This window comes from Micromonospora sp. DSM 45708 (assembly GCF_039566955.1).
Taxonomy (GTDB): Bacteria; Actinomycetota; Actinomycetes; order Mycobacteriales; family Micromonosporaceae; genus Micromonospora.
Genome location: NZ_CP154796.1, coordinates 5,470,973 through 5,492,125 on the forward strand (window position 1 = coordinate 5,470,973; position 21,153 = coordinate 5,492,125).

At 72.4% G+C, this 21,153-nt stretch carries 23 protein-coding genes; 7 read left to right on the forward strand and 16 right to left on the reverse strand.

Annotated features, from left to right (window positions below; all coding sequences use genetic code 11):
- Positions 1 to 3: 3 nt before the first annotated feature.
- A complete protein-coding gene (locus tag VKK44_RS23465; protein ID WP_343443371.1) occupies positions 4 to 1,443 on the reverse strand; it encodes an aldehyde dehydrogenase family protein in 1,440 nt (479 codons plus the stop codon).
- Positions 1,444 to 1,585: 142 nt separating this feature from the next.
- Here VKK44_RS23465 and VKK44_RS23470 point away from each other — a divergent pair, with 142 nt between their 5' ends.
- Positions 1,586 to 3,022 (forward strand): gamma-aminobutyraldehyde dehydrogenase, encoded by a 1,437-nt coding sequence (locus tag VKK44_RS23470; RefSeq protein WP_343443372.1) that lies wholly within the window; start codon positions 1,586 to 1,588, stop codon positions 3,020 to 3,022.
- Between the two features lie 3 nt (positions 3,023 to 3,025).
- A complete protein-coding gene (gabT, locus tag VKK44_RS23475) occupies positions 3,026 to 4,297 on the forward strand; it encodes a 4-aminobutyrate--2-oxoglutarate transaminase (RefSeq protein WP_343443373.1) in 1,272 nt (423 codons plus the stop codon).
- Positions 4,298 to 4,375: 78 nt separating this feature from the next.
- Here gabT and VKK44_RS23480 read toward each other — a convergent pair whose 3' ends face one another.
- Positions 4,376 to 5,035, reverse strand: coding sequence for an RlpA-like double-psi beta-barrel domain-containing protein (locus VKK44_RS23480; RefSeq protein WP_343443374.1), 660 nt, complete (start codon positions 5,033 to 5,035; stop codon positions 4,376 to 4,378).
- Between the two features lie 205 nt (positions 5,036 to 5,240).
- Here VKK44_RS23480 and VKK44_RS23485 point away from each other — a divergent pair, with 205 nt between their 5' ends.
- Entirely contained in the window at positions 5,241 to 5,693 is a 453-nt protein-coding gene (locus tag VKK44_RS23485; RefSeq protein ID WP_343443375.1) for a hypothetical protein, read from the forward strand.
- Positions 5,694 to 5,706: 13 nt separating this feature from the next.
- Here VKK44_RS23485 and VKK44_RS23490 read toward each other — a convergent pair whose 3' ends face one another.
- Genes VKK44_RS23490 through VKK44_RS23530 form a run of 9 tightly spaced genes read right to left on the reverse strand, consistent with a single transcriptional unit; the run spans position 5,707 to position 14,153 of the window.
- Entirely contained in the window at positions 5,707 to 6,018 is a 312-nt protein-coding gene (locus VKK44_RS23490; protein WP_107157744.1) for a helix-turn-helix domain-containing protein, read from the reverse strand.
- On the reverse strand, positions 6,015 to 6,407 hold the full coding sequence (locus tag VKK44_RS23495; protein WP_343443376.1) for a type II toxin-antitoxin system RelE/ParE family toxin: 393 nt from the start codon (positions 6,405 to 6,407) through the stop codon (positions 6,015 to 6,017). Before VKK44_RS23495 ends, VKK44_RS23490 begins: the two co-directional genes overlap by 4 nt.
- A gap of 39 nt (positions 6,408 to 6,446) precedes the next feature.
- Positions 6,447 to 7,460, reverse strand: a complete 1,014-nt coding sequence (gene speB, locus VKK44_RS23500) for an agmatinase (protein ID WP_343443377.1) — start codon at positions 7,458 to 7,460, stop codon at positions 6,447 to 6,449.
- Positions 7,457 to 8,659: a saccharopine dehydrogenase family protein gene (locus VKK44_RS23505; protein WP_343443378.1), complete on the reverse strand. Its 1,203-nt coding sequence runs from the start codon at positions 8,657 to 8,659 to the stop codon at positions 7,457 to 7,459. The genes speB and VKK44_RS23505 overlap by 4 nt, the downstream gene beginning before the upstream one ends.
- Positions 8,659 to 10,080 carry an NAD(P)/FAD-dependent oxidoreductase gene (locus VKK44_RS23510; RefSeq protein WP_343443379.1) on the reverse strand — a complete coding sequence of 474 codons (1,422 nt, stop codon included), beginning with the start codon at positions 10,078 to 10,080 and terminating at the stop codon, positions 8,659 to 8,661. Before VKK44_RS23510 ends, VKK44_RS23505 begins: the two co-directional genes overlap by 1 nt.
- A complete protein-coding gene (locus VKK44_RS23515) occupies positions 10,077 to 10,907 on the reverse strand; it encodes an ABC transporter permease (protein WP_343443380.1) in 831 nt (276 codons plus the stop codon). Before VKK44_RS23515 ends, VKK44_RS23510 begins: the two co-directional genes overlap by 4 nt.
- Positions 10,904 to 11,812, reverse strand: a complete 909-nt coding sequence (locus VKK44_RS23520; RefSeq protein ID WP_343443381.1) for an ABC transporter permease — start codon at positions 11,810 to 11,812, stop codon at positions 10,904 to 10,906. Before VKK44_RS23520 ends, VKK44_RS23515 begins: the two co-directional genes overlap by 4 nt.
- On the reverse strand, positions 11,809 to 12,963 hold the full coding sequence (locus VKK44_RS23525; protein WP_343443382.1) for an ABC transporter ATP-binding protein: 1,155 nt from the start codon (positions 12,961 to 12,963) through the stop codon (positions 11,809 to 11,811). The genes VKK44_RS23520 and VKK44_RS23525 overlap by 4 nt, the downstream gene beginning before the upstream one ends.
- A gap of 5 nt (positions 12,964 to 12,968) precedes the next feature.
- Positions 12,969 to 14,153, reverse strand: a complete 1,185-nt coding sequence (locus VKK44_RS23530; RefSeq protein ID WP_343443383.1) for a polyamine ABC transporter substrate-binding protein — start codon at positions 14,151 to 14,153, stop codon at positions 12,969 to 12,971.
- Between the two features lie 205 nt (positions 14,154 to 14,358).
- Here VKK44_RS23530 and VKK44_RS23535 point away from each other — a divergent pair, with 205 nt between their 5' ends.
- The gene (locus VKK44_RS23535) at positions 14,359 to 14,871 is read left to right on the forward strand and encodes an Lrp/AsnC family transcriptional regulator (RefSeq protein WP_343443384.1); all 513 of its coding nucleotides are present in this window, start codon (positions 14,359 to 14,361) and stop codon (positions 14,869 to 14,871) included.
- Here VKK44_RS23535 and VKK44_RS23540 read toward each other — a convergent pair.
- Together VKK44_RS23540 and VKK44_RS23545 are read right to left on the reverse strand one after the other, a co-directional pair.
- Entirely contained in the window at positions 14,850 to 15,047 is a 198-nt protein-coding gene (locus tag VKK44_RS23540; RefSeq protein WP_343443385.1) for a DUF397 domain-containing protein, read from the reverse strand. The two genes, VKK44_RS23535 and VKK44_RS23540, sit on opposite strands and share 22 nt — an antisense overlap.
- Positions 15,038 to 15,781 (reverse strand): DUF5753 domain-containing protein, encoded by a 744-nt coding sequence (locus tag VKK44_RS23545; RefSeq protein ID WP_343447872.1) that lies wholly within the window; start codon positions 15,779 to 15,781, stop codon positions 15,038 to 15,040. The genes VKK44_RS23540 and VKK44_RS23545 overlap by 10 nt, the downstream gene beginning before the upstream one ends.
- Before the next feature lie 525 nt (positions 15,782 to 16,306).
- Between VKK44_RS23545 and VKK44_RS23550 the strand changes: the two genes are divergently transcribed.
- Both VKK44_RS23550 and VKK44_RS23555 read left to right on the forward strand, forming a co-directional pair.
- On the forward strand, positions 16,307 to 17,653 hold the full coding sequence (locus VKK44_RS23550; protein ID WP_343443386.1) for an aspartate aminotransferase family protein: 1,347 nt from the start codon (positions 16,307 to 16,309) through the stop codon (positions 17,651 to 17,653).
- Positions 17,654 to 17,656: 3 nt separating this feature from the next.
- The gene (locus tag VKK44_RS23555) at positions 17,657 to 19,033 is read left to right on the forward strand and encodes an NAD(P)/FAD-dependent oxidoreductase (RefSeq protein WP_343443387.1); all 1,377 of its coding nucleotides are present in this window, start codon (positions 17,657 to 17,659) and stop codon (positions 19,031 to 19,033) included.
- 8 nt (positions 19,034 to 19,041) lie between these two features.
- Here VKK44_RS23555 and VKK44_RS23560 read toward each other — a convergent pair whose 3' ends face one another.
- On the reverse strand, positions 19,042 to 19,419 hold the full coding sequence (locus VKK44_RS23560; protein WP_343443388.1) for a DUF3499 domain-containing protein: 378 nt from the start codon (positions 19,417 to 19,419) through the stop codon (positions 19,042 to 19,044).
- A gap of 155 nt (positions 19,420 to 19,574) precedes the next feature.
- On the opposite strand from VKK44_RS23560, the gene VKK44_RS23565 reads away from it, so the two are divergent.
- Complete coding sequence (locus tag VKK44_RS23565) at positions 19,575 to 20,024, forward strand: metallopeptidase family protein (RefSeq protein WP_107157758.1); 450 nt, start codon at positions 19,575 to 19,577, stop codon at positions 20,022 to 20,024.
- A gap of 72 nt (positions 20,025 to 20,096) precedes the next feature.
- Here the strand turns inward: VKK44_RS23565 and VKK44_RS23570 are convergent, their stop codons facing one another.
- Positions 20,097 to 20,357 (reverse strand): WhiB family transcriptional regulator, encoded by a 261-nt coding sequence (locus VKK44_RS23570; protein WP_013284161.1) that lies wholly within the window; start codon positions 20,355 to 20,357, stop codon positions 20,097 to 20,099.
- Positions 20,358 to 20,813: 456 nt separating this feature from the next.
- The gene (locus VKK44_RS23575) at positions 20,814 to 21,152 is read right to left on the reverse strand and encodes a phospholipase (protein WP_343443389.1); all 339 of its coding nucleotides are present in this window, start codon (positions 21,150 to 21,152) and stop codon (positions 20,814 to 20,816) included.
- Between the last annotated feature and the right edge of the window lies 1 nt (position 21,153).

The following is a 21,153-nucleotide window of genomic DNA, read 5'->3' on the forward strand; positions in this document are numbered from 1 at the left end:
GCCCTACAAGTCCACCCCGGTGAGCACCAGGACGCGCGGCTCGGTGTAGTCGTCCATGGCGCTGCGGAGCCCCTCCCGCCCGACGCCCGATCCCTTCACCCCGCCGTACGGCATCTGGTCGGCCCGGTACGACGGCACGTCGCCGACGATCACGCCACCGACCTCCAGCGTACGGGCGGCGGCGAACGCCACGTCCGTCCGGTGGGTGAAGACGCCGGCCTGCAACCCGTACGCGGAGTCGTTGACCGCGGCGAACGCGGCCTGGTCGTCCGTGACCGGGGCGACCACCAGGACCGGTCCGAACACCTCCTCGGCGCAGACCTTCGCGTCGGCCGGCACGCCGCTGAGCACGGTCGGCGGGTAGGTGGCCCCGTCGCGCCGGCCGCCCACCTCGATGGTGGCCCCGGCGGCGACCGCCTCGTCCACCCACGCCTCCACCCGCTGCGCCGCCTCGACGGACACCAGCGGCCCGACGTCGGTCAGCGCGGAGCGGGGGTCGCCGGTGCGCAGTTCCTCGACGGCGGCGACGAGCCGCGGCAGGAAGCCGTCGTAAAGCCATTCGTGCACGTAGACCCGCTGCACGGCGATGCACGACTGCCCGGCCTGGTAGTTGGAGAACGTGGCGATGCGGTGCGCGGCAAACGTCAGGTCCTCGTCCGACGACCAGTCGGCGCAGATCACCGCCGCCGCGTTGCCGCCCAGTTCCAGCGTGACGTGCTTGTCCGGGGCGGCCCGCCGGATGGCGGCGCCGACCGGACCGGAGCCGGTGAACGAGACCACCGGCAGTCGCGGGTCGGCGACCAGGTCGGCGGCGCGCTCGTTGGGCAGCGGCAGCACCGAGAAGATGCCCTCGGGCAGGTCGGTCTCGGCGAGGATCTCGCCGAGCAGCAGCGCGGTGAGCGGGGTGGCCGGGGCCGGCTTGACCACGATCGGGGCGCCGACGGCGAGCGCCGGGGCGACCTTGTGGGCGACCAGGTTGAGCGGGAAGTTGAACGGGGTGATGCCGAGCACCGGCCCGCGCGGCACGCGTCGGACCAGCGCGATCCGGCCGGTCGCGGCCGGGTCCGTGTCGAGGCGTTGCAGCTCGCCGGAGAAGCGGCGGGCCTCCTCGGCGGCCCAGCGGAACGTGGAGACCGCGCGGCCCACTTCGGCCTTCGCCCACTTGACCGGCTTGCCGTTCTCGGCGGTGATCAGCGCCGCGACCTCGTCGGCCCGTTCGGCGAGCCGCCGGGACACGTGGTCCAGGGCCGCCGCGCGGACGTGCGCGGGCAGGGCCGCGGCGGTCGCGGCCACCCGGGCGGCTGCCGCGACGGCGGCTTCGACCTGGTCGGTGGTGGCGAGCGTGGTACGACCCACCGCCTGCCCGTCGTACGGGTGGGTGACGGTCAGCTCTGCCTCGCCGTGGACGGGGCGGCCGGCGACGTAGAAGGCTCTCGGCTCCACGTCCGGCAGCGTAGACCAGGAACGCCCGCGCGGAAACAGTTGCCCAAACCCTTGTCTGCCTCGGATTCAGTAGCCAAGATGGCAGTCAGATTGCGAGAACCTCCGCTGACCTTCCTCCCGGCCACCCTCTCGGAGACTTGAGATGAGCGACCAGCAGCAGCTGCGCAACTTCGTCAACGGCGAGTACGTCGATCCGGTGGACGGCGGGTACGCCGATCTGGTCGACCCGTGCACCGGCGAGGTGTTCGCCCGGGCTCCGGTGTCCGGGCCGGCGGACGTGGACGCGGCGATGCGGGCCGCCTCCGCCGCGTTCGAGAGTTGGCGGGACGCCACCCCGGCGGAGCGGCAGCGGGCGATGCTGAAGTTCGCCGACGCGGTGGAGGCCCGGGCCGCCGACCTGGTCGACGCGGAGGTGCGCAACACCGGCAAACCCCGGCAGCTCACCACCGACGAGGAGCTGCCGCCGGCCGTGGACGAGCTGCGGTTCTTCGCCGGCGCGGCACGCCTGCTGGAGGGGCGTTCGGCGGGTGAGTACCTGGCCGGCCACACGTCCTACGTGCGGCGCGAGCCGATCGGCGTCTGCGCCCAGGTGACGCCCTGGAACTATCCGCTGATGATGGCGGTCTGGAAGATCGCCCCGGCCCTCGCCGCCGGCAACGCGGTGGTGCTGAAGCCGTCGGACACCACGCCGGTGTCGACGCTGCTGCTGGCCGAGATCGCCGCCGAGCACCTGCCGCCGGGGGTGTTCAACGTGGTCTGCGGCGACCGGGACACCGGCCGTACGCTGGTCTCCCACCCGACGCCGCAGCTCGTGTCGATCACCGGCTCGACCCGGGCGGGCATGGAGGTCGCCGCCGCGGCGGCGCCGGACCTGAAGCGGACCCACCTGGAGCTGGGCGGCAAGGCCCCGGTGGTGATCTTCGACGACGCGGACGTGGCGGCGGCGGCCGAGGCGATCGCGGTGGGCGGCTACTTCAACGCCGGCCAGGACTGCACCGCCGCGACCCGGGTGCTCACCGGACCGGGCATCCACGACGACTTCGTCGCCGCGCTCACCGAGCAGGCCCGCAACACCCGCACCGGCGGGCCGGACGACGCGGACGTGCTCTACGGCCCGTTGAACAACGCCAACCAGCTCGCGCGGGTCAGCGGCTTCGTGGACCGCCTGCCGGATCACGCGGACGTCACCACCGGCGGAAGCCGGGTCGGCGAGCGGGGCTTCTTCTACGCCCCGACCGTGGTCTCCGGCGTCCGGCAGGCCGACGAGATCATCCAGGACGAGGTGTTCGGGCCGGTGATCACCGTGCAGCGGTTCACCGACGAGGACGAGGCGGTGCGCTGGGCCAACGGCGTCGAGTACGGCCTCTCCGCGTCGGTCTGGACCCGCGACCACGGCCGGGCCATGCGGATGACCCGCCGGCTCGACTTCGGCTGCGTCTGGGTCAACACGCACATCCCGTTCGTGTCCGAGATGCCGCACGGCGGTTTCAAGCACTCCGGCCACGGCAAGGACCTGTCGGTCTACAGCCTGGAGGACTACACCCGGGTCAAGCACGTCATGCACAACATCGAGGGCTGATCCATGCCGTCCAGCGAGGAACTGCGCAAGCGTCGCGCGTCGGCGGTGGCCCGGGGCGTGGGCAGCGTCGTCGACGCGTACGTCGACCGGGCCGGCGGCGGGACGCTCACCGACGTGGACGGGCGGGAGTGGATCGACTTCGCGGCCGGCATCGCGGTCACCAACGTGGGCAACTCCGCCCCGAGGGTGGTCGAGGCGGTACGCGCCCAGGTCGAACGGTTCACCCACACCTGCTTCATGGTCGCGCCGTACGAGTCGTACGTGGCGGTGTGCGAGCAGCTCAACGCGTTGACGCCGGGTGGCTTCGAGAAACGGTCGGCGCTGTTCAACTCCGGCGCCGAGGCGGTGGAGAACGCGGTGAAGATCGCCCGGCACGCGACCGGGCGGCCGGCGGTGGTGGTGTTCGACCACGCGTACCACGGGCGGACGAACCTGACCATGGCGTTGACCGCGAAGAACATGCCGTACAAGCACCGGTTCGGGCCGTTCGCCGGGGAGGTCTACCGGGTGCCGATGTCGTACCCGCTGCGCGACGGCGGCCTCGACGGGGCGACCGCGGCGGCCCGGTCGATCGAGATGATCGAGAAGCAGGTGGGCGCGGAGAACGTGGCCGCGCTGCTGATCGAGCCGATCCAGGGCGAGGGTGGCTTCGTCGTACCCGCCGAGGGGTTCCTGCCGGCGCTGCGCGAGTGGGCGACGGCGGCCGGGGCGGTGTTCGTCGCCGACGAGATCCAGACCGGCTTCTGCCGCACCGGCGACTGGTTCGCCTGCGCGCACGAGGGCGTCGAGCCGGATCTGGTCACGCTCGCCAAGGGCATGGCCGGCGGGCTGCCGCTGGCGGCGGTGACCGGGCGGGCGGAGCTGATGGACGCGGTGCACGTCGGTGGCCTGGGCGGCACGTACGGCGGCAACCCGGTCGCCTGCGCCGCCGCGCTCGCCGCGATCGCCACCATGCACGAGCTGGACCTACCCGCCGCCGCCCGGCGGATCGGCGCGGTGATGGGCGAGCGGCTGCACGCGATCGCCGCCCGTGACCCACGGGTCGCCGAGGTACGCGGCCGGGGCGCGATGCTCGCCGTGGAGATCGTGCAGCCGGGCGGGACCGTCCCCGATCCGGTGGCCACGGCGGCGCTCTCGGCGGCCTGCCACGCGGCCGGGCTGCTCACCCTGACCTGCGGCACCTACGGCAACGTGCTGCGTTTCCTGCCCCCGCTGGTGATCGCCGACGGCGAGCTGGGCCGGGGCCTCGACATTCTCGATGCCGCGTTCGGCTGACCCGGCCACCCCCTGATCGTGGAGCACCACGGGCATGACCCCCCAGGTCCCGCCCGTGGTGTTCCACTCCCGCCGGCGTCAGCGCAGCAACTGCACCGTGTTGCGGCGGACCAGGTTCTTGCCGGGCTCGCGGATCGCCTCCATGGCCGCCGCGTTGAGCAGCACGCAACTGCCCGACGGCCCGGTCACCGTCACGGTCACCACCTTGTCGTTGTCCAGGTTCGTCACCCGCAGCCGGGTGCCCACCGGGAACTGCCCGCTGGTGGCGGCCGGCGCCCCGGCCTCGGCGGAGAACGTGACCGCTCCGGTGCAGACGCTGCCGCCGATCGGCTGCGCGTTGCCCGGCCGCGTCTCGACCGGCTGCCCACCGCCGGGGGCGGGAGCGACGCCGTCGAGGCGTTCCACCACGTTGCGGCGGATGACGTTCTTGCCCGGCTCGCGGACCAGCTCCATGGCCGCCGCGTTGAGCAGCACGCAACTGCCCGACGGTCCGACCACGGTCACTGTCGCCACCCTGTTGTTGTCCAGGTTCGTCACCCGCAGCCGGGTGCCCACCGGGAACCGGTCACTGGTGGCGGCCGGAGCCCCGCCCTCCGCCGAGAACGTCACCGACCCGACGCAGGCGGACCGCCCGGCGGGGGTGGTCTCGGCGAATCCCATTCCGGTCCCTACCGAGACGGCCACCGAGGCGACCACCGCCACGGTCGCCGCCAGCACGTGCTTGCGCTGCACCCTCACGTTGTCTCCCGTCGTCGGTGTCCTCGACGCCTGATACGGATGCCAGCCCCGGACCGTTCAGCCGGCCACCTGGTTGGGCGGGGCCGCCGCGCGCCTGACCGGCCGACCTGTCCAAGATCTTGCAGCTCGCGGGCTTCGCGGGGGTGGGATGCTGGCGCCGTCCACATCGGAGCCCCGTCCCACCACCGTCCGACAGGAGCCGCGCATGCACCCGGTCCGACCGCCTCTGCTCGCCGCCGGCCTCACCACGCTGGCCACCCTCGCCACGCTCGGGCTCGCGCCCGGCGCCGCCGTCGCCGCCCCGGCGGTTTCCGCCCCGGCGATTTCCGTCGACTGGTTCGGCGCCGCCGACGTCCGCGCACACACCGCCACGGTCCGCGGCCGGTTCGACTGCGGCGACGAGCGCGGCCTGGCGTACATCGAGGTGCACCTGGGTCAGCGGGTACGCCGCGCCTGGGTCACCGGCTTCGGGTTCGGTGTGATCGGCGCGTGCACCGGCGAGCGCACGGCCGGCACCTGGACGGCGACCGTCCCCGCCGACGAGGGGTCCTTCCGTCCCGGTCCCGCCACGACCACGGCCCGCCTGGTCGTCGAGCCCAACTCCCTCACCGAGACCACCGAGCGCCTACGCCTGCTCTCCCCCTGCCCCCGCCCCTGACGGCCGACCCCGGTCAGGCGATCTGCCGGAGGTCGTCGCCGTAGTCGAAGATGATCCGCAGTCTGGCGCCGAGGGCGTTGGCGTACCGACTCAGCGTCGCCACCTCGTTGACGTCGAGATCGCCGTTCTCGATCTGGCTCACCCGACCCGGCGTGACCCCCATGATCTCGGCGACCTGCCGCTGGGTGAGCCCCAACCGCTTGCGCTCCTCGGCCAGGTGGAAGGCGCTCACCCAGGCCTCGGTCCGGGCGCGCTCCTGCGCGTACGCCTCGTCGTCGCCGCCGAGTTCGGCGCGGACCTCGTCCCAGTCGTGGAACTCCGTCACGACTCCCCCCTTCGTTCCCGTTCATTGTCGAGCCAGGCCTTGTAGGCGATCTCCGCCGCCGGGATGTTCCGCTGGTACCAGCGGCTCCAGTCGCCCGCCTTGTTGCCGGCGACCAACAGGACGGCCTGGGACCACGGGTCGAAGACGAACAGCACCCGGATCGCCACCTCACGGCCGGAGCGGGGGCGCAGCTCCTTGAGGTTACGGAGATTGCTCCCGCGCAACGTGTCCACGAGGGGACGCCCCAAACCCGGCCCGACCTCGGCCAGCTTGTCCACCGCCACGCGCACGCTCTCGTAGGACGCCGGGTCGTCGTGCCGCAGGTCGCGTAGCCAGTGCCGGACCTCGCCGGTGACCCGGACCGACCACCGCTTCCCGTCAGCGCCCATGCCTCGACTATAGCCCGAGCTAAACTCGGTGGGCCACGTTCAGCGGTCGTCGAGGAGGGGTTGGGTGGGGTTCCAGGGGGTTCCGGCTTCCGCGTCGCGGAGGCGGCGGGCGATCGCGGAGAGCGCCTCCAGGACGACCCGGTTGCCCAGGTAGGCGGTGATGTCGGCGTGGTCGTACGGCGGGGCGACCTCGACCACGTCCAGACCGACCACGGGCAGCTCGTAGCAGACCCGGCGGACCGCGTCGAGCAGCTCGCGGGAGGTGAACCCGCCGGGCTCGGGGGTGCCGGTGCCGGGGGCCATGCCGGGGTCGACCACGTCCACGTCGACGGAGAGGAACACGCCCTCGCACTCGTCGGTGGCGATGCCGAACGCCTCGGTGAGGCAGGTGTCCAGGCCGCGCGCCACGATCTCGGTCATCTCGTACGAGCGCATCCGCTGCTCCGCCATCCACGCCAGCGTCTCCGGGCCGGGCCAGTAGCCGCGCAGGCCGATCTGGAGGAAGCGGTCGCCGCGTACCGCGCCGGACTCGATCAGCCGGCGCATCGGCTGGCCGTGCCCGTGCAGCGAGCCGAACTCGACGTCGCCGGTGTCGGCGTGCGCGTCGAAGTGCACCAGCGAGACACGGCCGAGCCCGTGGTGCCGGGCCACACCGGTGGCGTCCGGCAGCGCGATGGAGTGGTCGCCGCCGAGCACCACCGGGATCGCCCCGGCAGCGGCGACCGCGTGCACGGCGGTCTCCAGCGCGGCCAGCGAACGTTCGATGTCGCCGCCGAACATCTCCACGTCCCCGGCGTCGTAGACGCACAGGTCCTTGAGCGCGTCCACGCGCAGCGCCAGCGACGGGCGGGAGCCGTCGTGCGGCAGGTAGCAGGCCTGCCGGATGGCGGACGGGCCGAACCGGGTGCCCGGCCGGTGCGAGGTGCCGCCGTCGAACGGCGCGCCGATGACCACCACGTCGGCGTCGGCGTAGGTGACCGGTTCCTCGACCGTGCACGGCGGCACGCCGAGGAACGTGACGTCGGGGCCGTACATCGGGCCGTAGCGGGTCATCGTTCCTCCATCCCCCAGGGGGAACCGTAGTCGGTGAGCAGGTCGAGGAAGGGCGTCGGTGGCAGCGCCTCGGGCCCGAGCACGCCCGCGCCGGACCAGGCGCCGGTGGCCAGCAACTCCAGCGCGACGACCGGGTTGACCGCGGTCTGCCAGACCACCGCCTGGTGGCCGTACTCGGCCATCGACCACTCGTTGTCGACCACGTGGTAGAGGTAGACCCGGCGGGACCGGCCGTCCGGCCCGGTGCCGGTGACGTACGTCCCGGCGCAGGTCTTGCCGCTCATCCGGTCGCCGAGCGTGGCCGGGTCGGGCAGCGCGGCGGCCACCACGTCGCGCGGCGACACGTCGACGCCGCGCACCCGCACCGGGGCGGTCGAGTCGAGGCCGAGCTTGTGCAGTGTGCGCAGCACCTCGATGAACTCCGCGCCGAGGCCGTACTTGAAGGTGACCCGTTTCGCCGGCACCCAGCGCGGGATGAGCAGCACCTCCTCGTGTTCCACGTTGACGCACTCGACCGGGCCGATGCCGGCCGGGAAGTCGAACACCTCCGGCTCGCTGAACGGCTCGGTGGTGAACCAGCCGCGGTCGGCCTCCCAGATCACCGGCGGGTTGAGGCACTCCTCGATGGTGGTCCAGATGGAGAACGACGGCGCGAAGTCGTAGCCGGCGACGGTGAGGTTCGCGCCGTCGCGTACCCCGATCTCGTCGATCTCGGTGAACAGCTCGTCGGCGGCGTAGCGGGCGAACACGTCGGACAGGCCCGGTTCGACGCCGATGCCGCAGAGCGCCAGCCGGCCGGCGGCGGCCCAGTCGTCGGCGGCGGCGAACTGCTCGTCGCCGAGCTTGACGCCGGTCTCGGCGTAGGGGCGGTCGGGGTGCGGCCGGGACAGCGACATGGCCATGTCGAGGTAGTCGGCGCCGGCGGCGAACGCGCCGGCGAAGATCGGCAGGACGAAGCGCGGGTCGACGGCGTTGAACACATGGGTGATCCGGTGCTCGCGGCAGAGCGCGGTGACCGCCTCGGCGTCCGAGGCGTCGACGGTGGCGGCCACGAACCGGTCGCCGTGGCCGGCGACCGCCCGCGCGGCGCGCGCCGGGTCGTGGTCGGCGACCACCATGGTCTCGAAGAAGGAACGGCGGGCGGCGATGGCTACGGCGGCGGAGCCGACGCCACCGGCGCCGACGAGCAGGATACGCATCAGGAGTCGAACCCCAGTCCAAAGCGGTCGAGAGTACGGAGCCAGAGGTTGCGCCGCCCGTCCCGCGCGTCGGCGTGGGCGAGCGACCAGCGGGTGAGGTTGATGCCGGCGGCCCGGATCGGCTCCGGCGGGAACGGCAGCGGCTTGCGGCGGACCAGGTCGAGCCGGGTCAGCGGGGTGTCCGCGCCGGCGAGCAGGTCGAGTGTCACCCGCGCGCCGAACCGGGTCGCGCCGACACCGAGCCCGGTGTAGCCGGACGCGTACGCCAGCCGCCCGGAGTGGGCGGTGCCGAAGAACGCGCAGAACCGGGTGCAGGTGTCGATGACGCCGCCCCAACGGTGGCTGAACCGCAGCCCGTCCAGTTGCGGGAACGTGGTGAAGAAGTGCGCGGCGAGGGCCCGGAACGTGGCCTCGCGCTGTTCCAGCGCCGGGGCCACCCGGTTGCCGTAGTGGTAGACCGCGTCGTAGCCGCCGAACAGGATCCGGTTGTCGGCGGTCAGCCGGTAGTAGTGGAACTGGTTGCCGGTGTCCGCCAGCCCCTGCCGGTTCCGCCAGCCGATCGCGTCCCGCTGGGCGGCGGTCAGCGGCTCGGTCATCAGCGCGTAGTCGTAGACCGGCACGGTCCGGGCGCGCAGCCGGCGCAGCAGCGGCGGGAACGCGTTGGTGGCCAGCGCCACCCGGGCCGCGCGCACGGTGCCGGGCGCGGCGTCCGCGCCGCCGGCGGTGGTGGCGCGCAGCGCCGGGCCGTCGGCGGTCAGCCCGGTGACGCGGGTGTGCTCGTGCACGCGGACGCCGAGGTCGAGCACGGCCCGGCGCAGGCCCCAGGCGAGCTTCGCCGGGTCGAGCAGCGCCGTCCGGTCGGTGTCCCACATCCCACCGAGGTACGTCGGCGACGCCACCTCGGCGCGTACCTCGTCGCGGTCGAGCAGCCGCACGTCGTGGCCGTGCCGGCGGCCCAGCTCGGCGTCGGCGGCGAGCCCGTCGAGCTGGTACGGCGCGACGGCCACCGCCAGTTCGCCGGTGCGTTCGAAGTCGCAGTCGATGCCGTGCCTGTCGATCGTCGCGCCGATGGCGTCCAGGTTCTCCCGGCCGAGCCGTTCCAGCTCGCCGATCTCGTGGGGGAACCGTTCGACGCCGTTGGCGAGCCCGTGCGTGAGCGACGCGGCGCAGAACCCGCCGTTGCGCCCGGACGCCGCCCAGCCGCAGGTGCCGGCGTCGACCAGCAGCACGTCCCGGTCCGGGTCGGCCTCCTTGGCCAGCAGCGCGGTCCACAGCCCGGCGTATCCGCCGCCGATCACCAGCAGGTCGGCGGTGGCCGGGCCGGTGAGCGGCGGCAGCGGGTCGGGGCGCTCCGGGCGGTCCAGCCAGTACGGCACGGGCGCCGCATCGGCCAGCGCCCGCCCGGTATGCGGGAGCGTCATGGCCGGCCCGCCGGGGTGGCGATCACCGCGAGCGCCGCCCTGCGGGCCCGCCTCCCGCGCAGCGAGCTGGCCCCGACCAGCAGCAACGCTATCCCGAACATGGCCGTGCCGATGACGTTGACCTGCGGCGGGATGCCCCGCTGGGCGGCGCCCCAGACGTACATCGGGAACGTGACGGTGGTGCCGGCGTTGAAGTTGGTGATGATGAAGTCGTCGAAGCTGAGTGAGAACGCCAGCAGCGCGGCGGCCACGATGCCGGGCAGCACCAGCGGCAGCGTGATCCGGCGGAACGTCTGCCACTCGCTGGCGTACAGGTCCATGGCGGCTTCCTCCAGCCGCCGGTCCATGCCGGCGAGCCGGGCCTTCACGGTGACCACCACGAACGACACGCAGAACATCACGTGCGCGATGACGATGGTCCAGAAGCCCTGCGGCACCCCGGCGGCGACGAAGAGCGCGAGCAGCGAGGTGCCCATCACCAGTTCCGGGGTGGCCATCGGCAGGAAGATCAGGCCGTTGATCCCGGACCGGCCGCGGAAGCCGTGCCGCACCAGCGCGAACGCCATCAGCGTGCCGAGCACGGTGGAGACGACGGTGGCGATCAGGCCGATCTCCATGCTGCGGACCACCGCGTCGCACATGTCGGCGGTGGCGCAGGGGCGGGCCCAGTTGTCCAGCGTGAACTCGTTGAAGTCGTAGGAGACCCGGCTGGACGGACGGTTGAAGGAGAGCCCGGCGACGACCAGGATCGGCAGCGTGAGGTAGCCGAGCACGAGCAGGGCCACGCCCATCACCCACCGGTCGGCGAGCCAGCGCTTCAGTTTCACAGCACCTCCTCCGTGCCGGCCTTGCGCAGGTAGGTGAAGACGATCGCCAGGATCGCGGCCATCAGCAGGAACGACAGCGCCGCGCCCTGCGGGTAGTCGAGCCGGACCAGGAACGCCGAGTCGATGACGTTGCCGATCATGTACTCGTTCGGCGTGCCGAGCAGCTCGGCGTTGATGTAGTCGCCGGTGGCCGGGATGAAGAACAGCAGCGTGCCGGCGATCAGGCCGGGCATCGACAGCGGCAACGTGACCCGGGCGAACGCGCGCAGCGGGCTCGCGTACAGGTCGCTCGCCGCCTCCAGCAGCCGGGGATCGAGCCGCTCCAGGCTCGCGTACAGCGGCAGCACCAGGAACGGCAGGAAGTTGTACGTCAGGCCGAGCACCACCGCGATCGGGGTGGCCAGCAGCCGGCCGTCCGGCCCGAGCAGGTGCACGTCGCGCAACAGCCCGACCACCGCGCCGTTGTCCGACAGGATGGTCTTCCAGGCCAGCGTGCGCACCAGGAAGCTGGTGAACATCGGCGCGACCACGGCCACCAGCAGCAGGTTCTTCCAGCGGCCGGCCTTCTGCGCGATGGCGTACGCCAGCGGGTAGCCCATCAGCAGCGCCAGCACCAGCGCGATCGCCGAGTACAGGAAGGATCGCAGGAACTGCGGCCAGTACGCCTGCAACGCGTCCGGGTAGTTGCCGACCGCCCAGGTCATCGCGTACCCGGTGGAGAGCGAGCCGGCCGGGTCGTAGAGGCTGGCGGCGGCGAGTTGCAGCAGCGGCAGCGCGAAGAAGACCAGCAGCCAGGCCGCGCCGGGCAGCAACAGCAGGTACGGCAGCAGCCGGTTCCGGCCGCGCCGCGCCGGCGGCGGCGCGGGTGACCCGGCGGAGGTGGGTACGTGGGCCAGCGCGGTCACGGCAACGCCCCGACCGGCGGCTCGTCGAGCAGCGGCGTGGTCTGGTCGTCCGCGCCGCCGGCCCGGGGCAGCAGGAACGCGTGCCGGGGGTCCCAGTGCGCGGTCACCGGCGTGCCGGTGGCGAGCCGACCGCCCAGCCCGCTGTTCGCCGCGAACACGGACAGCTCGCTGCCCCACGCGGTGCGCACCAGGTACTGGGTGCTCACCCCGACGTAGGAGGCGTCGGTGATCACGCCGCCGACGTGCTGGTGGCCGGCGGGCACCTCGTCGGGGCCGTCGACCAGGTGCAGCTTCTCCGGGCGTACGCCGAGGAAGGCCGGCCCGTCGACGAGCCGGGCCCGGCCGGCGGGCACCGAGAAGCGCGCGCCGTGCGCGGTGACCAGCACGTCGTCCCCGGCGTGGCCGCCGGCGTCGGCGGCGAGCAGGTTGGACTGGCCGAGGAAGTTCGCCACGAACGCGGTGGCCGGGTACTCGTAGATGTCGGCGGGCGCGCCGAGCTGCTCGATCCGGCCGGCGTTCATCACCGCGACCGTGTCGGCCATCGTCATGGCCTCCTCCTGGTCGTGGGTGACGTGCACGAACGTGATGCCGACCTCGGTCTGGATGCGCTTCAGCTCAAGCTGCATCTGCCGGCGCAGTTTCAGGTCGAGCGCGCCGAGCGGCTCGTCGAGCAGCAGCACCTGCGGGTGGTTGATGAGCGCCCGGGCCAGCGCGACGCGCTGCTGCTGGCCGCCGGAGAGCTGGGCCGGCCGGCGTCGGCCGTACCCCTGGAGCTGCACCAGCGCGAGCATCCGCTCGACCTGGTCGCCCACCTTGCGGATGCCCCGGCGGCGCAGCCCGAACGCCACGTTCTCGTGGATGTCCAGGTGCGGGAAGAGCGCGTAGCTCTGGAACACGGTGTTGACCGGCCGCCTGTACGGCCGCAGCCCGGTGATGTCCCGGTCGCCGAGCAGCACCTGCCCGCCGGTCGGCGTCTCCAGCCCGGCGATCATCCGCAGTGTGGTGGTCTTGCCGCAGCCGGACGCGCCGAGCAGGGCGAAGAACGAGCCCTGCGGAATCGTGAGGCTGAGGTCGTCGACGGCGGTGAAGACGCCGAACCGCTTGGTCAGGTCGGCCAGTCGCAGATCGCCGGCCGGTGCTTCCTGCGCCATCTGCCTCACGCCCCGATGACCTGCTGGAACTTGGTCTCGTACTCCTTCTCGCGTTGCTCGTCGAGGGCCATGAAGACCTTCGACTTCGCCAGCATCGCGTCGTCCGGGAAGATCAGCGGGTTTGCGGCCAGGTCCGGGTCGATCTTTTCCATCTCGGCCTGCGCGCCCTGCACCGGGCAGATGTAGTTGACGTACGCGGCCAGCTTCGCCGCCACCGCCGGGTCGTAGTAGTAGTTCATCAGCGCCTCGGCGTTGGCCTTGTGGGTGGCCTTGTTCGGCACCAGCATGTTGTCCGACCAGAGCATCACGCCGGACTCCGGCACCACGAACTTGACCTTGGGGTCCTCGAAGCCGAGCTGGATCACGTCGCCGGACCAGCCGATGCACGCGGCGATGTCGCCCTTGGCCAGGTCGGGCGCGTAGTCGTTGCCGGTGAAGCGCCGGATCTGCTTGCTGTCCACGGCCTTCTTGAGCTTGTTCAGCGCGTCGTCGAACTGGGCCGGGGTGAAGTTGGCCGGGTCGTGGCCGTTCGACTGGAGCAGCAGGCCCATGGTGTCGCGCATTTCCGACAGCGCGGTCACCTTGCCCTTGAGGTCGGGGCGGGTGAGCAGCTCGTCGACGGTGCGGATCTCCTTGGCCACCTTGGCGTTGTAGGCCAGACCGGCGAGGCCGGACTGCCACGGGATCGCGAGCTGGGTGTCCTTGTCGAAGGACCGGCCACGCAGCGACGGCAGCAGGTTCGCCTCGACGTTTCCGATCTTCGCCTTGTCCAGCTTCTGGACCCAGCCGAGCCGGATCATCCGGGCGGCCATCCAGTCGGTGAGCACCATGATGTCCCGGCCGGTGCTCTGACAGCCGGCGAGCTGGTTCTGCACCTTGCCGAAGAACTCGTTGTTGTCGTTGACGTCCTCGGTGTAGGTCACCTGGATGCCGGTGCTGGCGATGAACGCGTCGAGCGTGGGGCGCTTCGACTCGTCCTTCTCGTCGGTGTCCATGTACTGCGGCCAGTTCGAGAACGCCAGCTTCTTCTCGGTGGCGGACACGTCGTCGCTCTTGCATCCGGCCTCGGTCTGCTGGGCGCCCTTCGTGCCGCAGCCGGCGAGCGTGCCCGCGGTGGCGAGCAGCGCGGCCGAGCCGAGCGTTCCGGTGAGCAGGCCACGCCGGGTGAGCGTCCGGAGGGGACTACGCATGTGACGACTCCTTGGGGGCATCGTCGGCGGCGGGACGGGGGTGGCTCGCCGGCGGGAGGTCAGTGGCGATGGGGGCCTGATCCTGACATGAGAAACCCTCCCTCACAAGGGATTCCGTTGTGGGAATAGCGAAGGACCACGAATTACGCCAGACTGCGCCGGGGCACTACGCTTCTGCACAGCGAATCGGACATGGGGAGCGGCGATGGCCAACCGGCAACTGGAGAACGGCAACGGCACCCGCCGGGTCACCGTGCGTGACGGCTCCCACCACGCTCTGCTGGACGACGTGGCCAAGCAGATCATCGAGCAGCTCCAAGAGGACGGGCGACGCCCGTACGCGAGCATCGGCAAGGCGGTCGGCCTCTCCGAGGCGGCGGTACGCCAGCGGGTGCAGCGCCTGCTCGACGCCGGTGTCATGCAGATCGTGGCGGTGACCGACCCGCTCCAGCTCGGCTTCCCCCGGCAGGCCATGATCGGGCTGCGCACCGACGGCGACCTGGAGCCGGTGGCCGACCGGCTCGCCGAGTTCGAGGAGATCGACTACGTGGTGATCACCGCCGGCTCGTTCGACCTGCTGGCCGAGGTGGTCTGCCGCAACGACGCGCACCTGCTGGAGATCCTCCAGAAGCTGCGCGGCGTGCCCGGGGTGCTGTCGACCGAGGCGTTCGTCTATCTCAAGCTGCGCAAGCAGACCTACACCTGGGGTACGGCCTGAGCCTGGCCGACGAAGGCCCGCCAGGCGGTCGGCGTGAAGCTGAGGGTTCCGCCGGCGCGGTCCTTGCTGTCGCGCACCAGCACCCGACCGGGCAGGTTGTCGGCCACCTCGACACAGTCGCCACCGTTGTTGCTGCTGCGGGTCGCGGTACGCCAGCGGGCGCCGGTCATGTCCATGTCTCCGCCACTTCCCTGATCAGCTCGATCGAGCGCCGCCGGGGCAGCGCCTCACCGGTCACGCTCTCCCACCTCCGGCCCAGGCTAGCGACGTCGACGGGATCGGTCACGACCTGACCGCGGAGCTGATTGTCGAGATACGCCAATTCCGTCCCGTCGGGCAGCCGGCCCAGCACGAACGGACCGGCGAGCCCGGTGTGCCACGGACCGTCGGCCGGGATCACCCGGACCTGAACGTGCTCCCATCCGGCGACCGCCGCGAGATGCCGGAGCTGCCCAACCATCACCGACCCGTCGCCGACCGGCCGGCGCAGCACCACCTCGTCGATCACCGCGACGAGTTGCGGCGGGTCGTCCCGGTCAAGGACGCGCTGACGCGCGATCCGGCTCGCCACGATCTCGTCCACCTCGGCGGGCGGCAGCAGCCCACCGGTGCCCAGCACCGCGCGGGCGTACCCCTCGGTCTGGAGCAGGCCCGGCACGAGCAGCGGCTGGTAGGAGCGGATCGAGATGGCGTCCTGCTCAAGCTCGACCCACGGGCGGAACCACGGCAGGTCGCGGCGGCGAAACGGCTCCGGCCACAGCTCGGCGACCTCGCGGCCCAGCACCTCGGCGACCGCGACCCGGCTGTGCGGATGGGGGATGCGGTCGGCCGTCACCCAGCGCGCCGCCGTCTTCGGATCGACCTGGACCTTCGCGGCGAGCGACTCGGCCGTCTCGCCCCGCGCCGCCATCGCCAACCGCAGCACCTCGTTCGCCAACGGACCCCTCCCGCCCTCGTCACTCGACGGCCGGCGGCGGGACACCCCGCTCACCGTCGCGTCGCTCGATGCGCTGCGCCGCACGATAGCCACGCTGCGTGTGCACGTCTGCGGTCCACCGGCGTGTTGCGGCGGGACGGTTGGCGGACGTCCCGAACGTCCTCGACCGCTGCGCGAACCCGGTCGGGCGGCACCGCGGCATGGCGTGCCGGGCCGCTACGAACTTGATGGCGTGGACGGCTCACGACGGTGAACCGTCCACGCGCTCAAGTTGGTAGCCGGTGAGCGCACTCGCCGTCCGGACGCGCCGGGTTCGCCGAGACGACGAATCACGAGGGTGCGGTTTCCGTTGTGCGGAAGCCCACAGCGCGCCGAATTCGTCGCATCCACCCCCCTGCGCCACCGATAACACTTGCCTTGGCCGTATCGACTGTGGGATAACCGTGGGCAGAGCGGCCGGTGTCACCCCTGACCGGCCCGAGACCCGATGGGGCTGACATGGCCAACGCCACCGACCACCTCTGGATGCACTTCACCCGGATGGCCAGCTACTCCGCCGGCGAGGTCCCGACCATCGTGCGGGGCGAGGGCGCGTACGTCTGGGACGCGCAGGGCCGCCGCTACCTCGACGGGCTCGCCGGGCTCTTCGTCGTCAACGCCGGGCACGGCCGGACCGAGCTGGCCGAGGCCGCCGCCAAGCAGGCCGGCGAGCTGGCCTACTTCCCGCTCTGGTCGTACGCCCACCCGACCGCGGTGGAGCTGGCCGAGAAGATCGCCGCACTGACCCCCGGCGACCTGAACCGGATCTTCTTCACCACCGGCGGCTCCGAGGCCGTCGAGGCGGCCTGGAAGCTGGCCCGCGCCTACTTCAAGCGCACCGGCCAGCCGAACAAGCACAAGGTGGTCAGCCGCTACATCGCCTACCACGGCACCTCGATGGGCGCGCTCTCGATCACCGGGTTGCCCGGCATCAAGAGCGACTTCGAGCCGCTGGTGCCCGGCGGGATCAAGGTGCCGAACACCAACTTCTACCGCGCCCCGGAGCACGGCGACGACGCCGAGGCGTTCGGCCGGTGGGCCGCCGACGAGATCGGCCGGGCGATCGAACGGGAGGGGCCGGACACGGTCGCCGCGGTCTTCCTGGAGCCGGTGCAGAACTCCGGCGGCTGCTTCCCGCCGCCGCCCGGCTACTTCGCCCGGGTCCGCGAGATCTGCGACGCGTACGACGTGCTGCTGGTCAGCGACGAGGTGATCTGCTCCTGGGGCCGGCTCGGCGAGTACTTCGGCGCCACCCGCTACGGGTACCAGCCGGACATCATCACCACCGCCAAGGGCATCACCTCCGGCTACGCGCCGCTCGGCGCGATGATCGCCAGCGACCGGCTGATGGAGCCGTTCCTCACCGAGACCGGCATGTTCGCCCACGGCGTGACGTTCGGCGGGCACCCGGTCTCCTGCGCGGTGGCGCTGGCCAACCTGGAGGTGTTCGCGCGGGAGGACCTGGTCGGGCACGTCCGGGCCAACGAGGACGCGTTCCGCGCCACCCTGGAGAAGCTGACCGACCTGCCGATCGTCGGCGACGTCCGGGGCGACGGCTACTTCTACGGCATCGAGCTGGTCAAGGACAAGACGACCCGGGAGACGTTCGACGAGGCGGAGTCCGAGCGGCTGCTGCGCGGCTTCCTCTCCACCGCGCTGTTCACCGCCGGGCTCTACTGCCGGGCCGACGACCGCGGCGACCCGGTGGTGCAGCTCGCCCCGCCGCTGATCGCCGAGCAGCAGCAGTTCGACGAGATCGAGCAGATCCTGCGCACGGTGTTGACCGAGGCGTGGTCCCGGCTGTAGACGGTGCGCTACCAGGAGCTGTCCCACTGGCTGTCCGACCTGGACGAGCCGCTGAGCCCACGGCCCGGCCTGCCCGGCGACACGGACGCCGACGTGGCGATCGTGGGCGCCGGGTACACCGGGCTGTGGACGGCGTACTACCTGGCGCGGGCCGATCCGACCCTGCGGGTCGTCGTGCTGGAGCGGGAGATCGCCGGATACGGCGCGTCCGGCCGTAACGGTGGCTGGTGCTCGGCGCTGTTCCCCACCTCGCTGCCGGCGCTCGCCCGGCGCCACGGGCGGGACCGGGCGCTGGCCATGCAGCAGGCCATGCACGACACCGTCCACGAGGTGGGCCGGGTGGCCGCCGCCGAGGGCATCGACTGCGACTGGCGGGCCGGCGGCACGGTGGTGCTGGCCCGCACCGAGGCGCAGCTCGGCCGGGCCCGGGTCGCCGTCGAGGAGGCCCACACGTACGGGCTGACCGACGACGACTTGGTGCTGCTCGACGCCGGCGAGGCCGCCGCACGCTGCGCCGCCGACGGGGTACGCGGCGGCACGTACACGCCGCACTGCGCCACGGTGCAGCCGGCGAAGCTGGTCCGGGGCCTGGCCCTGGCGGTGGAGCGCCGGGGCGTACGCCTCTTCGAACGCACCCCGGTCACCGCGCTGCGGCCCGGCGCGGCGGTGACCCCGGCGGGCGTGGTCCGGGCGCCGGTGGTGGTCCGCGCCACCGAGGGCTTCACGCCGGGGCTGCCCGGGCACCGGCGGGCGGTCGCGCCGGTCTACTCACTGATGGTGGCCACCGCGCCGCTGCCGGCGGAGACCTGGGCCCGGATCGGCCTGGCCGGGCGGGAGACGTTCTCCGACTACCGGCATCTCATCGTCTACGGCCAGCGCACCGCCGACGGTCGGCTGGCGTTCGGCGGGCGGGGCGCCCCCTACCACTACGGCTCCCGGGTGCGCCCCGGCTTCGACCGGGAGCCCCAGGTGTTCGCGGCGTTGCGCCGGGCGCTCGCCGAGCTGTTCCCGGCGCTCGGCCCGGACGTGCCGGTGACGCACGCCTGGGGCGGTCCGCTCGGCGTGGCCCGGGACTGGGCCGCCTCGGTGGGGCTGGACCGCCGCACCGGGCTGGCCTGGGCCGGCGGGTACGTCGGCGACGGGGTGGGCACCAGCAACCTGGCCGGCCGCACGCTGGCGGACCTGATCCGGGGCGAGGCGAGCGACCTGACCGCGCTGCCCTGGGTCGGGCACCGCTCCCCGCGCTGGGAGCCGGAGCCGCTGCGCTGGCTGGCCATGAACGCCGGCCTGAAGATCATGTCCTCCGCCGACGCCACGGAGACCCGCACCCACCACCCGGCCCGCCGGGCCACCCTCTTCGCCCGCTTCCTCGGCCACTGACCCCGGGGTCAGTGGTTGGGGGGGATCACCCGGAGGTGGCCCCGGCGGCCCTGCTGGTGCGGGGGCTGGGACTGGGGGCGGGACTGGGGGTCCTCCGGGGGACGCGGCGGCGCGGGGCGGGCGGCCTCGCGGACCGCCTCGGCGAGCGCGACCAGGTCGTCGGTGGTGGGCGGCGGCGGCTCGAACTCGCCCTCGTGCCGCACCACGTCCCACCCGCGCGGGGCGGTCAGGCTGCGGGCGTGCTGCTCACACAGGTCGTAGGTGTGCGGTTCGGCGAACGCCGCGAGCGGCCCCACCACCGCCGTCGACTCGTTGTAGACATAGGTCAATGTGGCGACCGCTTGCCGGGGGCAGCCGTTACGGGAGCAGCGCCGTGGTGACCTCACGTGCGGCAGGGTATCCCCATTACCGGGTCCGGCGCACTGCTTCGCGTTACGACACGCCCGTCACGGTGATCACAATTCGTCCGATCGGCGCACCGGCGCGCCGGGCGTGCCGCGCGACGGCGGGACGGCCGGGTCATCGGGCTACCCTGTCCGTCATGACGAGCCCGCAGAACAGCCGCCCCGGCTCGGGTCGGCGCACCCACCGCGACCGGCACGGTCGCGGGCTGCGCGGGCGGCTGGTGCCGGCCACCGTGCCGCTGGCCCGGACCAAGGCCGAGGTCTTCGACGATCTGGTGCTCGACACCGTGGAGACGCTCGAACGCCGGTTCGCCAAGGAGCTGGCCGGGGTGGAGTTCGCCGTCGAGGACGTCCCCCCGGATCTGAACGTCTACGACTCGGACGTGCTGGAGGACGGCGAGGTGCCGCTCGCCCGACTGCTGCCGGGCCGGCCCGGCCGGCAGGAGGTGCCGCCGCGCATCGTGCTCTACCGTCGGCCGCTGGAGTTCCGCGCGATGGACCGGGAGGACCTCGCGGATCTCGTGCACGACGTGATCATCGAGCAGGTGGCGAACCTGCTCGGGGTCGACCCGGACGAACTGGCCTGACCGTCGGCCGCGTGGCACCCCGCACGCCGACCCACGGACCCGGGCGGCCCCCACCGCCCGGTCCATGTCGGGTCAGGCGGCCACCCGCCGCTTGAGCTTGCGCCGCTCCCGTTCGGAGAGGCCGCCCCAGATCCCGAACCGCTCGTCGTGGCCGAGCGCGTACTCCAGACATTCCGTCTTGACTTCACACCGCGAGCAGATGCGCTTCGCCTCGCGGGTCGAGCCGCCCTTCTCGGGAAAGAACGCCTCCGGGTCGGTCTGCGAGCAGAGCGCCCGCTCCTGCCACTCCGGCGCGTTCCCGAGCAGGTCGGCCACCTCGAGCTGGCCGTCCATCGATTGCCTCCTTGTCGCGCACCGGCGTCATTCGCCGCTGCAACCCCCCACGCGAAAGGCGTGCTTGTCCGTACGGACCGAATTGGTGCGTTCCGCGCGAACAACCCCATTCAAATTACACGCGTGTAATGCGTGCGCCGTCAAGCCGAACTTGATAATGGAGTCGCCCTCCCGACACGTCCGGCGCGACCGCTGCGGCCGTCCGTAGCCTCGCAACCTGCCCTATCGATTCAGACCCCGGGCGAGTAACGCCCTCCCCGGCGAGTTGCTCCAAGTTTTCTGCCGTGGCGCAACCCCGGTGGGCCGGCCGGACGCCCCCGCCGGCCGCCGCCCCAAGATCACTAATGGTGGGGCAAAGGTTAACGCGCTCGGCGCGGTACCGCCCGTCCAGCCCGCCAACGTCGACCGCGCCCCGTCCAACATGTGGACGGGGCGCGTAGGTCGCTGAGCGTTCGGTCAGTCCCTTTGCGGTGGTGAGCTGGTCGGCCAGACGAATTCGGCGATCGCTCCGCCGGTGACGGAGATCGTGCCGGCCGGCGTATCTTCGTCCCACCAGACGGTATAAGCGCCCGCCTCCAGGTCCGGGTAGACGGCGCTGTGGAACACCCCGTCCCGCACGTGCCGCTCCCGTACCGCCGAGTGGGTACGCGGGCCGTCCCGGTCCGCGCGACTGATCTCGATCTCCCGCCCGTGCAGGTCCCGGCCGGTGTGGATGATCAGCGCGCCGGAGTCGCCGCCGAGGTCGAGCAGGACGGTCCCGCGGTACGACGGGCCGAGGTCGTGATGCCGGTGCATG

Coding starts and splice junctions, on each gene's coding strand:
- VKK44_RS23470 (WP_343443372.1), top strand. CDS start 1,586: ATGAGCGACCAGCAGCAGCTGCGCAACTTCGTCAACGGCGAGTACGTC.
- gabT (WP_343443373.1), top strand. CDS start 3,026: ATGCCGTCCAGCGAGGAACTGCGCAAGCGTCGCGCGTCGGCGGTGGCC.
- VKK44_RS23485 (WP_343443375.1), top strand. CDS start 5,241: ATGCACCCGGTCCGACCGCCTCTGCTCGCCGCCGGCCTCACCACGCTG.
- VKK44_RS23495 (WP_343443376.1), bottom strand. CDS start 6,407: ATGGGCGCTGACGGGAAGCGGTGGTCGGTCCGGGTCACCGGCGAGGTC.
- speB (WP_343443377.1), bottom strand. CDS start 7,460: ATGACCCGCTACGGCCCGATGTACGGCCCCGACGTCACGTTCCTCGGC.
- VKK44_RS23505 (WP_343443378.1), bottom strand. CDS start 8,659: ATGCGTATCCTGCTCGTCGGCGCCGGTGGCGTCGGCTCCGCCGCCGTA.
- VKK44_RS23510 (WP_343443379.1), bottom strand. CDS start 10,080: ATGACGCTCCCGCATACCGGGCGGGCGCTGGCCGATGCGGCGCCCGTG.
- VKK44_RS23525 (WP_343443382.1), bottom strand. CDS start 12,963: ATGGCGCAGGAAGCACCGGCCGGCGATCTGCGACTGGCCGACCTGACC.
- VKK44_RS23530 (WP_343443383.1), bottom strand. CDS start 14,153: ATGCGTAGTCCCCTCCGGACGCTCACCCGGCGTGGCCTGCTCACCGGA.
- VKK44_RS23535 (WP_343443384.1), top strand. CDS start 14,359: ATGGCCAACCGGCAACTGGAGAACGGCAACGGCACCCGCCGGGTCACC.
- VKK44_RS23540 (WP_343443385.1), bottom strand. CDS start 15,047: ATGGACATGACCGGCGCCCGCTGGCGTACCGCGACCCGCAGCAGCAAC.
- VKK44_RS23545 (WP_343447872.1), bottom strand. CDS start 15,781: ATGGCGGCGCGGGGCGAGACGGCCGAGTCGCTCGCCGCGAAGGTCCAG.
- VKK44_RS23550 (WP_343443386.1), top strand. CDS start 16,307: ATGGCCAACGCCACCGACCACCTCTGGATGCACTTCACCCGGATGGCC.
- VKK44_RS23565 (WP_107157758.1), top strand. CDS start 19,575: ATGACGAGCCCGCAGAACAGCCGCCCCGGCTCGGGTCGGCGCACCCAC.
- VKK44_RS23570 (WP_013284161.1), bottom strand. CDS start 20,357: ATGGACGGCCAGCTCGAGGTGGCCGACCTGCTCGGGAACGCGCCGGAG.
- VKK44_RS23575 (WP_343443389.1), bottom strand. CDS start 21,152: ATGCACCGGCATCACGACCTCGGCCCGTCGTACCGCGGGACCGTCCTG.